This window comes from Xenorhabdus taiwanensis (assembly GCF_036512875.1).
In the GTDB taxonomy this organism is placed as follows: Bacteria; Pseudomonadota; Gammaproteobacteria; order Enterobacterales; family Enterobacteriaceae; genus Xenorhabdus; species Xenorhabdus taiwanensis.
Window position 1 is genome coordinate 1,759,165 of the sequence record NZ_AP028978.1, and the last position, 14,269, is coordinate 1,773,433.

Here is a 14,269-nt window from a genome sequence, read left to right on the forward strand (position 1 = left end):
TCAATAAGGAACCCGTAACTTTTGCCATAGGCTGGTTACCCATTGCCCGACCTGAGGTGCAGACAACATGGTCATATGATTGCCGGACACAACCATCGTATTGAGTTCAGCTACGTGAAGACGCCACTGGGTTTCGCGAGTTCTCCTTTCATCCTTATTGCTTTCTTCTGCGTTAATCAGATGTACAGATCCCTCATAACGGGTACGAGGTATATAGCCCGTGTTCAGATTAGCCTGCATAACGCGAACAATCCCTTGTAACAGTGATATTGGTGTTTTTGCCGGAAAGAGACCGACCTTAACCAAGGCACTGTGCAGATGCTGTATTTGTTCATCTGCGCTCAAGTTAGCAAAATCTTGTCTGGTGAGCGGAAGCGGCTGATTTAATATCATATTATAGATATCAATCAACTCCATGATTGTCTCAATACGGTTGATCGACTTGAGAACATTTTCTTGCTGATCAGGTTCATCGGTATCGATAAGAATAAGATCGGATACCTGTTCTCCTTCAGTTTGCAACTGCAAGGCTATTTCAAAGGCAATCCAGCCGCCAAAAGAGTGGCCGAGCAGGTGATAAGGGCCATGAGGTTGGACTTGCCGGATTTTCTGGATATAGGCACGAGCCGCCCCTTCGACACTGCTGTAAGGGAAATTATGCTCAGTCGTGAACCCACGTGCCTGTAAAGCGTATACCGGAAGTTGCTGTGGGAACGATAGGGCCAGTTCAAGCAAACTGGACGGGCTGGCACCGGCACCAGGCAGGCAAAATAGTGGCGATACGGATGGAGCACCCTGCTGAATAATAACCAGTGGGTCGAAGACAGGCACATCCGGTAAGTTTTCAGTGACTGAATCCACGATTTGGTTTAGCAGAGGAGGGTGCATAATGGAGAAATGCGTCCCGCCGATAGGGTGGAGCACCGAATCGTGGCCGACAATATCATGCCAGCCGTGCCAACCATCGTTGTTAACTGACTCCGCTGCAGTATAGAGATGGACAGGTAAGGTGGATTTTTGCGCGGTGTACGCCTGACCACGCTGTGTAATCATCTCGGCGGTATAAAAACGCAGAAGAATATCTTCGCGCGTGATACCTGCCGACAGCCATTGGTGTCCGATGCAGTGATCAAGTACCTGTTCCAGATTATTGAGGTTGTGCAGCTCTGCCAGCGCTTTCTCATCGCCAATAATCTTTTGAGTACTTAGTGCGTTAATGATTAATTTTATTCGCCTTGCTTCCTCGTTTACAGATGGATCAGCAGGGGTTAAGAGGTCATGACTATCTTTATGGGCATGATAATAGGAGTCGATCATACCGAGAAACTCGACAGTCTCCCCGTTACTTGCTAATTGTTGGGTTATCTCATAGGCAATCAACCCCCCAATCGACCATCCCATCAGACGATAAGGCCCTTGTGGTTGGATACGGCGAATGGCCTGAATATGATTGGTAGCCAGTGCTTCAATTGACATCGGCGGATGTTCCAGTGTATGGATGCCGAGCGCCTGTAAGGCATAGACGGGAAGATCAGGTGGCAGTAAGGCAGCCAGGGGAGAATAAACCAGAGGATCGCCGGACGTTTCATGCACCAAGAATAAAGGCAGCAAGGAACCTGTTGGGCTTAGTGGTACAGGATTTGCATCAAATGGGGATATTGGCATGACGAAGTGCTCCTTAACAGCCAGGGCCAAATCACATAAGGTTGGATGGGCGAACAGGGTGGTCAATGAAACCTGCATATTTTGTTCACGCATACGATTCAACAACTGTACAGCGAGCAGCGAGTGCCCGCCAAGTTCAAAGAAATGATCATGACGACTTAACTTTTCCAGCCCTAGCAAGTCCTGCCAGATCTGGGCCAGAGCGGTTTCTGTTTTACCAATGGGAGATTCATAGCCCCGCACCACGAAAGCGGACGGGTCGGGAGCAGGCAGGGCCTGACGGTCGAGTTTGCCGTTAGGGGTTAACGGGAAAGTCGCTAACGTGACAAAAGCACTAGGCAGCATATAGTCGGCAAGATATTGGGCGAGTTGCTGGCGCAGTCTGGTTGGCTGCAATTCAACCCCTTCCAGCGGTCGTAAATAGGCCACCAGTCGTTTTTGATCAGGCGTATCTTCACGGTCCAGCACCACCGCTTCGCGTACCCCGTCACATTGGGTAAGTCGGGCTTCGATTTCCCCTGGTTCAATGCGGAAGCCACGCAGCTTGACCTGAAAATCAGTGCGGCCGAGGTATTCAATATTGCCATCGGGCAGCCAGCGGCCGAGGTCGCCGGTTTTGTACATGCGGGCGTCTGACTCCGAAGAGAACGGATTGGTGAGGAAACATTCGGCCGTCAGTTCAGGGCGATTCCAATAACCGCGTGCTACGCCAGCGCCCGCGATATGGATTTCACCCGCCACACCGACGGGAACGGGCTGATTATGTGCATCCAAAATATAAATTTGGGTATTGGCAATCGGGTGACCGATAGGAATAGAACGAGTCGCATCAATAAGAGAAGTCATTTCGTAGGTTGCGGCAAATGTCGTAGTTTCCGTTGGGCCATATCCATTAATCAGATGTGCGGGTTGAAACTTAGCCAATTGCACCTGTTGTATCCTCCTCGGATCGAGCACATCGCCACCAATAAGCAGGTAGCGCAATTGCCCCAACAGGGGTTTGAGGCTATCAAGATATTCATTGAATAAGCCCGCTGTCAACCAGAGAGCGGTAACGTGCCCCTTAATTAGGGTAGCGCAGAAACGTACCGGATCGAGTAGTACAGATTGTGGAACAATGTACAGACGCCCACCATTGAGCAGGGCCGACCAAATTTCCCAGGTTGAGGCATCAAAAGCAATATTGGCACAATGAGCGACACAGTCGTTCGCACCGATATCTGCGTAAGTATTATTGATAACCAGTCGAGTGATACTGCGGTGCTCGACCATCACCCCTTTTGGCTGCCCTGTTGATCCAGAAGTGTAGATCACATAGGCCAGATGGCGTGACGTTAGTCCCAATGTATGTGCCTGCGGATTGTGAGCCGGCTGTGTTGCCAAACATGGATCTTGTGCATCAAGCAATACTTTGGGTATGCGGTTGTCCAGTCGGTTAACTTGTGCTGTTTGAGTTAGCAAGGCCACGGGCCTTGCATCCTCCAGCATATAGACCAGCCGTTCAGTCGGATAGTTTGGATCGATAGGGACGTAAGCACCGCCGGCTTTAAGGATACCAAGTAAGCCCACGATCATATCTAAACTGCGTTCAGCACAAATCGCTACCCGATCATCCGGGCGCACGCCCAATGTAATCAGGTGATGAGCCAGGCGATTAGCGCGGCGGTTAAGTTCACTATAGCTCAGTGTCTGGCCTTCACAGACGACAGCAATAGTCTCAGGATGCTGTTCTGCATGGGTTTCAAACAGTTGGTGGATCGGGGCATCTTGTGGAAAATCTGTTTGAGTGGCGTTGAAGTTTATCAATAGCTGTTGCTGTTCTGATTCCGGCAGCATCGGCAAGACAGCAATGAGCTGTGTTTCATCCGCCACCATTGCCATCAGGATATTGGTTAAGTAACTGACCATACGTTCAACCGTTGCAGCATCAAACAACGCAGAGGCATAGGACAAGGCACCGGTTAAGCCTTTTTCGGTTTCTGCCAGTGATAATGTCAAATCAAAATGAGTGTTGTGATATGTCTGTTCAAATGGTATGAGCTGTAGTTCAGGTAAGATGAGTGTTTGGGCTGGTGTGTTATTTAAGGCCAGCATCACCTGAAAGAGCGGACTGTGGCTTAGACTACGTTCAGGTTGGAGTATTTCTACTACCTGCTCGAAAGGCAAATCTTGATGGGCATAGGCGGAAAGTGCCCGTTCCCGAACTTGTGCAAGCAGATCAGCCACATTGAGTTCATCATTGAATTTAACGCGTAAGGCCAATGTATTGACGAAGAAACCCATCAACCCTTCAAGCTCATAATTCGGGCGGTTAGCGACTGGAGTACCAATAACGATATCATCCTGACCACTGAGTCGAGCCAGCACGACACTCCAGGCACTCAGCACTGTCATAAACAACGTGGTGTTATGGCGCTGTCCAAGTTCTTTCAGTGATGTCAATAACGTGGCATCAAGCTGGAAAGAGATTTGGTTACCGACATAGGTCTGTATTGCTGGGCGTGGACGATCCGTGGGCAGCGTCAGTAAGGCCGGCGCACCTTCAAGCTGAGTACACCAGAAATCACGTTGTGCAGCGAGGGTTGTTTCTTTTAACTGCTCATGTTGCCAGACCGCATAATCAACATATTGAATGGGCAGTGGTGGTAAAGGATCTTCATTGCCATCAAGTGCCGCACGGTAGAAAATCCCCAGTTCGCGTACCAGCACACCAATAGACCAGCCGTCGGTAATAATATGATGTTGCGTGAGCAGCAGCACATGTTCCTTATCGGCCAGTTGTAGCAGTTGACCGCGGATAAGCGGTCCCTGAGCAAAATCGAAAGGGGTTTGCGCCTCAAGAGTAGCGAGTTCAGTGACACGGTCGAGATGTAAAGCGGGATCGAGCTGACGCAAGTCCTGACAGGACAGGGCAAAACCGATATCCGCAGGATCGATTTGCTGGCTGGGTTGGTTTTCAACCAGCACAAAACGTGTCCGCAGACTTTCATGCCGCGCCACCAGACGATCAAGTGCGGTGGTCAGTGCATGGTGATTAAGTTGACCAGTCAGGCGTAGTGCGACAGGAATATGATAGGCCTGACTCGCCGCCGGATCGAGCTGGCCGAGGAACCACAATCGCTGTTGGGCAAAGGACAAAGGCAAGGGCTGGCTGCGATCAGCAAGGGGGATGACTGTTTGTGTGATAGTGGCCGCTTCTGTCAACATCCGGGCCAGTGCCATCAGGATCGGCTGAGCAAACAGGGTTTGTAGCGGTAACTCCCGCGCCAGTACCTGACGGATACGGGCGACAAGCTGGACGGCAAGCAGGGAATGCCCGCCCAGCTCAAAGAAATGATCATGACGGCCAACTCGCTCCAGTCCCAGCAAGTCTTGCCAGATTTGTGCCAACGCAATTTCTATGTCACCGGCGGGCGCTTCATAGCTGCGTGTCACTACGCCAGAATCATCCGGCGCAGGGAGTGCCTGACGGTTGAGTTTACCATTGGGCGTGAGTGGGAAGGTTTCCAGCATCACAAATGCCCCGGGCAGCATATAATCGGCCAGGTGTCGGGCGAGTTGCTGACGCAGTTCAGCGGGCACCAGTTCAGCGCCAGCCAGCGGCCGCAGATAGGCCACCAACCGTTTCTGCCCCGGCTCATCTTCACGGGCAATCACCACGGCTTCGCGCACCCCGTGACACTGCATAAGCTGTGTTTCAATTTCCCCCAATTCAATGCGGAAACCCCGCAGTTTGACCTGAAAGTCATTGCGGCCAAGGTAGTCGATATGGCCATCGGGTCGCCAGCGGCCCAGGTCACCGGTTTTGTACATGCGGTCATCGGGATGTGGGGAAAACGGGTCAACAAGGAAACGTTCAGCCGTCAGTACAGGCCGGTTGAGATACCCCCGGGCGACGCCGGCCCCGGCGATATAGATTTCCCCGGTCACGCCCAAAGGCACAGGCTGGCCGTTCCCATCAAGAAGATAAATTCGATTGTTGGCTATCGGGCGCCCGATGGGTGGCAATACTGGCCATGGTGCTATTTCCTCACCCAATTGGTATGCCGTAGCGACATGGCTTTCCGTCGGGCCATAGTGATTATGCAACCGGCAGTTGGCCTGTTGCAGGAAACGCTGAATGGCCGGCGTAATACGCAATTGCTCACCGGCAGTGATGATATGCGCCAGACAGGAAACATCTTCGCGGCTGTCACTGGCGGCTTCAGCCAGATGCTGGAGCGCAATGTAGGGCAGGAAAATTCGGTCAATCTGTTGTTGTTGAATCAGCCGGAGAAGCTGTTGTGGCGTCCGCCGCAGCGTTTCGTTAATCAGGACCAGACAGCCACCTTCACACAGGGTGGTGAATATTTCCTGAAAGGCGACATCGAAGCCCAGCGCTGCAAATTGCAGGGTTTTGCCGGTGCCGATGGGCGGTGAAGGGGCGTGTCGGTGCCATTGCAATAAGTTTGACAAGGCCGCCAGCGGCATTTCCACCCCCTTGGGTAAGCCAGTGGAGCCGGACGTGTAGATAACATAGGCCAGATGGTGCGGAGTCAGCCCCATTTTCTGCGAATCGGGATTGTGAGTTGGTTGTTCCGCAAGGTCAGTGGCTTCGCGGGCATCAAGCCGCAGGGTGAGATAGCCGGCTGCGGTCGTGGTGCCCGCATGATTCAGGGTGTCGGCGAGGGGCGTCTGGGTAAGTAAGGCCACGGGGGCGGCATCCTTAAGCATATACGTCAGCCGTTCAGTCGGGTAGGCCGGATCGAGCGGGACGTAGGCCCCGCCGGCTTTCAGGATCGCCAGTAAGCCGACCACCATTTCCAGGCTGCGTTCGACACAAATCGCCACGCGCTTGTCTGGACGGACGCCCTGCGCAATCAGATAATGGGCCAGCCGATTAGCACGGCGGTTCAGTTCGCCATAGCGAATAGTTTGCCCTTCAAATACCACGGCGGGTGCATTGGGTTGTTGCTCTGCCAGTGCTTCAAACTGAGTGTGGATTAAGGTATCGGGCGGGAAATCCATCTGGGTGGCATTGAAATCTGCCAGTAATTGTTGCTGCTCTGATTCTGGCATTATTGGCAGAGTGGCAATGCGTTGTGTTGCATCAGCGACCATGGCTGCCAATATATTTTTCAAGTAGCCAACCATACGCTCAATAGTTGTTGAATCGAACAAATCAGCGGCATAGGTTATGGCACCGACTAAACCAGATTCGGTTTCAGTGAGTGATAATGTGACGTCAAAATAGGCACCATGATGAGCTTGTTCAATTGATGTGAGTTGCAAATCAGGTAATACCAGGTTCTGAGCGGGTGTGTTATTCAAGGTCATCATTACCTGAAAGATGGGACTGTAGCTCAAATTACGTTCAGGCTGGAGTGCCTCCACGACCTGTTCGAAAGGCAGATCCTGATGAGCATAGGCGGCAAGTGCTCGTTCGCGAACTTGTGTGAGTAGATCTGCTATCTTGAGGTCATCATTGAATTTAACACGTAAGGCCAGCGTATTGACAAAGAACCCCATCACTGCTTCAAGCTCATGGTGTGGACGATTGGCGATTGGGGTACCGATAACGATATCGTCCTGACCACTGAGCCGGGCCAGTACGATACTCCAGGCACTCAATAGGGTCATAAACAAGGTGCTGCTATGGCGCTGTCCAAGTGCTTTAAGTGATGCCAATAACGCGGCATCAAGCAGGAAAGAGATTTGGTCGCCAACATAGGTCTGTATTGCTGGGCGTGACCGATCCGTGGGCAGCGTCAGTAAAGTCGGCACATCTTTAAGCTGAGCACACCAGAAATCACGTTGTGCAGCGAGGGTTGTTTCTTTTAGTTGCGCATGTTGCCAAACGGCATAATCAGCATACTGGATGGGCAGTGGTGGTAAAGGATCGTCATTGTCATCAAGCGCTGCACGGTAGAAAATCCCCAATTCTCGCACTAATACACTAAGGGACCAACCATCGGTGATAATGTGATGCAGGGTTAACAGCAAGACGTGCTCTTCGTCTGCCAGTTGCAGTAGTTGGCCGCGAATAAGTGGCCCTTGCGCGAAATCGAAGGGAGTTTGGGATTCAAGTGCGGCAAGCTCGGTAACACGGCGGGTATGCAAGGCCTGATCAAGCTGGCGCAAGTCTTGGCAAGACAGGGTAAAACCAATGTCAGCGGGTTCAATATGTTGGTAAGGTTGCCCATCAATCAATATAAAGCGAGTGCGCAGGCTTTCATGGCGGGCAACCAGACGGTCAAGGGCAATAACTAACGCATGGTGATCCAGTGAACCGGTCAGGCGTAGTGCCGCCGGCAAATGGTAAGCCTGACTCGCCGCCGGATCGAGCTGACTGAGGAACCATAAACGTTGTTGGGCAAAAGACAGGGGTAATGGCTGGTTGCGATCGGCAATGGGAATCACGGTTTGGGTCGTTGTCGCCGCTCTGGTCAGCGTATGAGCCAATGTCATTAGGATCGGTTGGTCAAAGAGGATCTGTAACGGCAATTCCCGTGCCAGCATCTGACGGATACGCGCAACAAGCTGGACAGCAAGCAGAGAATGTCCGCCGAGCTCAAAGAAATGATCGTGACGGCCAACACGTTCCAGCCCCAGCAGGTTTTGCCAGATTTGTGCCAACGCCGTTTCTATTTCACCGACGGGCGCTTCATAACTGCGCGTCACTACGGCAGAAGCATCCGGCACAGGGAGCGCCTGTCGGTTGAGTTTGCCGTTAGGCGTTAACGGAAAAGCGGCTAACGAGACAAAAGCACTGGGCAGCATATAGTCGGCAAGGCGTTGAGCGAGTAACTGACGCAGTTCAGCGGGCACCAGTTCAGCACCATCCCGTGGCCGCAGATAGGCCACCAGATATTTCTGATCTGGCTCATCTTCGCGTGCGATCACTACGGCTTCACGCACTCCATCACACTGCATCAGTTGTGTCTCAATTTCTTCCAATTCAATGCGGAAGCCTCGCAGCTTGACCTGAAAATCATTGCGGCCAAGATATTCGATGTTGCCATCGGGCATCCAGCGACCCAGATCGCCGGTTTTATACATACGGGCGTCTGGCTCTGAAGAGAACGGATCGGCAAGGAAACGCTCAGTAGTCAGTTCAGGCTGGTTTAGATAACCGCGAGCCAGACCAACGCCGGCGATATAAATTTCCCCCGTGACACCAAAAGGAATGAGTTGCCTTTGGGAATCGAGAATATAGCTTTGGGTATTGGCGATGGGGCGGCCAATTACTGAAACTGCCGGTACACTTGACTGAGCAGAGTATTCATACCAAGTGGCATCACCACTGATCTCGGATGAACCATAGAAATTAAGGAGACGGAGCCAGGGATACTCAGTGACTACTTGTTGTGCTAACTCAGGTGCAAGCCGTTCCCCGCTGCAAATCAACATGTTAATTGATTTCAGATAATGACCTTTATCGCCTTGTTTATCACTACCTTGTATCAATATTTTCAAGAGGGAAGGTACGACAACCAAATAGTTAACATCAAAACGCTGCAAGCCTTCACTGAAACGAATGGGATCTTTGACTTCATGGTTATCAAAAACTACCAGTTTGCCACCTGCCAGCAGTACGCCCAGGGTTTCAGTCACTGAATCGACAAAGCTGATACTGGTTTTCAGCGCTCCAACTAATGGCGGAGTTGCGATATCTCGGACGAACCACAATAACCGATTACATAGGGCTCGGTGACTACTCATTACCCCTTTGGGTAAGCCGGTGGAACCCGAGGTATAAACAACATAGGCCAGATGGTGGGCAGTCAGACCTGATACCTCTGGATTGTGATCTGGCTGTGTTTCCATGAAGGGATCCTGGACATCAAGTGTGATGACAGGAATAGCATCAGTTGATTCAGTACTTGTAACAACATCAAGCCATGCTCTTTGGGTCAGTACCACTGCTGGTGCAGAGTCTTCAAGCATATAGGCCAGCCGTTCAGCAGGATAAATCGGATCAAGTGGCACATAAGCGCCACCCGCCTTGAGGATACCAAGCAAACCAACCACCATTTCCAGACTGCGTTCGACACACATCGCGACACGATCGTCTGGGCGTACACCCAACGTCATTAAATGATGCGCTAAACGATTGGCGCGGCGATTCAGTTCACCATAGCTGAGTGACTGTTCACCGGACATCACGGCGATAGCGTCGGGATGCTGTATCGCTTCTATTTCAAACAGTTGGTGAATCAGAGCTTCCTGAGGAAAATCGGCTTGTGTGGCATTGAACTCTGCCAGCAGTTGTTGTTGCTCCAGAGCAGGCAGGATCGGCACGTGCAGAATGGGTTGCTGTGGGTTATGAGTGAGTGCATCAATAAGACCGCTGATGGCAGTGACCAAATAATGGGTTATGCGTGCAGGGTCAATATTCGTCACAGTCTGGGCAGTTAAATGGAAACCAGTCCCCATATCATCCACCGATAGTGTGATGGGATAGTTGGTTCGTTCTTCTGCTGTCAGGATACGTATCCCAACCCAGACTGAATCGACCGTTTCTGCTTCACCAGATTGACTGTGACGATAATTCAATAAGGCACTGAACAACGGTATCGGTTGGGCCACGCCACTGCATCGTTGTGCCAGCGATAATGATGCTTGTTCATGTTCTAATAACAGGGTCAGATTACGGTAGGTGGCTTGTACTGCTTCTTGCACACTGAGTCCGGTCAGCGTAATCCGTATCGGCAGCGTATTAATAAACATCCCCAATATTCTGTTAGCCCCTGCGATCCCCTGCAAACGCCCCAATAATACCGAGCCAAAGACCACATCGTCATGACCACTGGTTTGTGCCAGCACTTGCGCCCACGCGACATGAAACAGAACGCCGGAACTGATGCCTAAACGGCGAGCCTGAGAGCGAATCACCTTCGCCAAAGTGGGATCAAGCGGCAGACTATGTTCATTGATAGCCCGATTATCGCTGGGTACGTTGAGTATCCCAAAGGGCGTTGTGGGTTCATCAATATCAGCCAGTTGGTCACGGAAATAGGCTTCATGCTCTGCTACTGACACATTTAATGTCCGGGCAATAAAGTTGCGATAAGGTAGCGCAGTGGGCAGCATGGCGGCATTTCCCTGTAATACGTGAGCAATTTCAGCGAAAATCAGCTCCAGTGTCATATGGTCACTGACCAGATGATGAAAACGCAAAGATAATAACCATTCATTATGTACAGGATCATGGGCGATATCTGCGACGAACAGCGGCGCACGGCTCAGATCGAGGCGATGTTGGCGCGGATCTGTACCAGCACGTAGTTGCGATAAAACATCGCCTTCTGTGGTTGGAGTAAAAATATTGATATGTAGCGATGCCTGACGCCAAACCACCTGTACTGGCTGAGCCAGATCTTGCCAATAGGCGGCAGTTCGCAGAATGTCATGGCGATCGATAATGTGTTGCAGCGCAGCTAAAAAGGCATCAAGACGTTCGCGGGTATCGAAAGCGAGCAGGCTTTGCAATAGATAATCATCACCTTGTGTCTGTAGCAAGTGCTGGAAAAGAATACCTTCCTGTAACGGTGCCAGTGGATAGATATCCTGCACATTGGCGGCTCCTCCTGATACAGCCGCGACGATGGCATCAATCTCATTTTGGGACAACGAAACCAGCGGCAGCATATCCGGGGTAATGGCAGTACAGCCTGCGGGAATAAGCTGGGGTGGCACTTCGAAAGCGCAGGTATTATCTTGATATGCAAGGATAGTTTGCGCCAGCTCACTGAGGATCGGGGTCGAGAACACACTGCGCACGTCAAGCCGCCAACCCAGGTTATGCAGTTGTTCAATCAAGTTGACGATCATCAATGAGTGTCCGCCGAGTTCAAAGAAATGGTCATGACGACCGACTTGTTCCAGTCCCAGCAAATCTTGCCAGATACGAGCTAAGGCGGTTTCTATCTCTCCGATCGGCGTTTCATAGCCGCGAACTATCATCGCAGAGGTATCGGGAACAGGCAGGGCCTGACGGTCAAGTTTGCCATTAGAGTTCAGCGGGAAAGTTTCCAATGTCACAAAGGCGCTGGGCAACATATAGTCAGCGAGATGTTGGCCGAGTTGCTGGCGCAATTCGGCCGGCACCAGTTCAGTACCATCCAGAGGCCGCAGATAAGCCACCAACCGTTTCTGCCCCGGCTCATCTTCACGGGCAATTACCACCGCTTCGCGCACGCCTTGACATTGCATCAGTTGGGCCTCGATTTCCCCTAATTCAATGCGGAATCCGCGCAGCTTGACCTGAAAATCATTGCGGCCAAGGTATTCGATGTTGCCATCGGGCAGCCAGCGACCCAGATCACCGGTTTTATACATACGCGCATTCGGTTCTGAAGAAAAGGGATCGCTTAGGAAGCGCTCAGCAGTGAGTTCAGGTCGATTCAGGTAACCGCGAGCCACACCGGCACCGGCGATATAAATTTCGCCGCTAACCCCAAGGGGAACAGGCTGACCGACGGCGTCAAGGATATAGATCCGGGTATTGGCGATGGGGCGACCAATATGAGAAACCGTATTTGTCATCCGATTCATGCATGTCCAGGTCGAATACGTTGTCGTCTCCGAAGGGCCATAGAGATTGCAGATATCTTCTACATCTGAATGGGCAAACAGATGTTCGACGATATGGGGTTTCAGCGCCTCTCCTGCCAAATTAATGGTTTTAACGGTGGGCGGAATGGCGTTTGTCTCGCTCAAATGTACGATGGCCGACGGCACCGTATTAATCAGGCTGATCGCCTGTTTTGTTGAAGAGGGCTTAGTCGCGATTAACGATAGGGCATCAGAAACAATATGAACTGTGCCACCAGAAATCAGTGGCGCAAAACATTCGTACACGGACAAATCAAAATTAAATGAAGTCGCGAACAGGGTATGCGCCAATGCTTCGGGGCGAAAAGTTCGTTGGACCCAGGTCAGGAAATTTACGGTATTGCGATGGGCAATCGCAACCCCTTTGGGTGATCCGGTGGAGCCTGATGTGTAGATCACGTAAGCCAGATGATTTGACGTTAAACCCAGAGATTGCGCATCGGGATTGCCTGTCGATTGACTTAAGGGTTCGTGATTGTCATTGTCGAGCAGATTGTCGATGAATACCGTAGATACAGAGTGAGTCAGTCTGTCGGTTAGCTTTTTCTGGGTGATGACTACAACGGGAGCCGCATCTTCAAGCATATAGGCCAATCGGCTGGTTGGATAAGCAGGATCGAGCGGGACATAAGCGCCTCCCGCTTTAAGAATGGCCAGCAATCCCACCACCATTTCTAAACTGCGTTCGACACAGATAGCGATTCGATCGTCTGGATGTACCCCCAGAGTAATCAAATGATGAGCCAGGTGATTGGCGTAGCGGTTCAATTCCCCATAGCTGAGAGACTGGTTTCCACACACTACCGCTGTCGCATTCGGCGTTTGTGCAGTTTGTGCTTCGATCCGTTGATGGATCAGGGTTTCCTGTGGGAAATCGGCTTGAGTGGCGTTGAATTCCACCAACAATTGGTACCGCTCCGATGCTGATAATATTGGCAGGCTGGCAATGGTCTGTTTGGTAATATCTTGTTCGGAATCGCTTGTCATTGCCACAAGTACCCGTTGCAAATAGCCGGCCATGCGTTCTATCGTTGCAGGATCAAACAGATCAGCAGCATATTCCAGTTCACCGAACAAACCAGATTCGGTTTCGGTCAGCGATAAGGTCATATCGAAGTGGGTATTGTGGCGTGCTTGTTCAATTTGAGTGAGTTGCAGGCCCGGTAACGTCAGAGTTCTGGCTGGCGTATTGTTTAAAGCCAACATCACCTGGAAGATCGGACTATAGCTTAGGCTACGTTCAGGCTGGAGCGCTTCCACCACCTGTTCAAAAGGCAGATCCTGATGGGCATAGGCAGCAAGCGCCCGTTCCCGAATCTGAGCAAGCAGATCCGCCACATTGAGGTTATCCTTGAAAGTGACACGCAAGGCCAGCGTATTGACAAAGAAACCAATCAGCCCTTCGAGTTCGCGATGTGGGCGGTTGGCGACCGGCGTGCCGATGACAATGTCATCCTGCCCACTGAGTCGGGCGAGTACAATACTCCAGGCTGCCAGTACAGTCATAAACAGAGTGGTGTGATGCCGTTGTCCAAATGACTTAAGTGAACTCAGCAAGGCCGCATCAAATTGAACAGGCACCTGTTTACCTGCATAAGTCTGTACGCAGGGGCGTGGTCGATCCGTGGGCAGCGTCAGCAAGGCTGGGGAACCCTTAAGTTGCGTACACCAGAAATCGCGTTGTTTGGCAAGAACGGTGCCTTGTAACCATTCGCGCTGCCAGACGGCATAGTCAACATACTGAATGGGCAGTGACGGAAGCGGATTATCATGGTTGTCGAGAGCCGCACGATAGAGCGTACCCAGTTCGTGCACCAGCACCCCGATAGACCAGCCGTCAGAAATGATGTGATGCTGGGTGAGCAATAACACATGTTCTTCATCCGTTAGCTGTAACAGTTGGCTGCGGATCAATGGGCCTTGGGTCAGGTCAAAAGGTGCCTGTGCTTCAAGAGTGGTCAGTTCGGCGAGACGGTTAGTGCGCATTTCGGTGTCTAACGGACGCAGA

Annotated in this window: 1 protein-coding gene (cut by a window edge); it reads right to left on the reverse strand. The window is 51.4% G+C overall.

The features are described from left to right. Nucleotides 1-14,269, reverse strand: the 3' portion of a protein-coding gene (locus tag ACE1SE_RS08200; RefSeq protein ID WP_374053395.1) for a non-ribosomal peptide synthetase. Its footprint extends 380 nt past the window's final position; 14,269 of the gene's 14,649 nt are visible here — the last part of the coding sequence; its start codon lies off the right edge, out of view; its stop codon occupies nucleotides 1-3.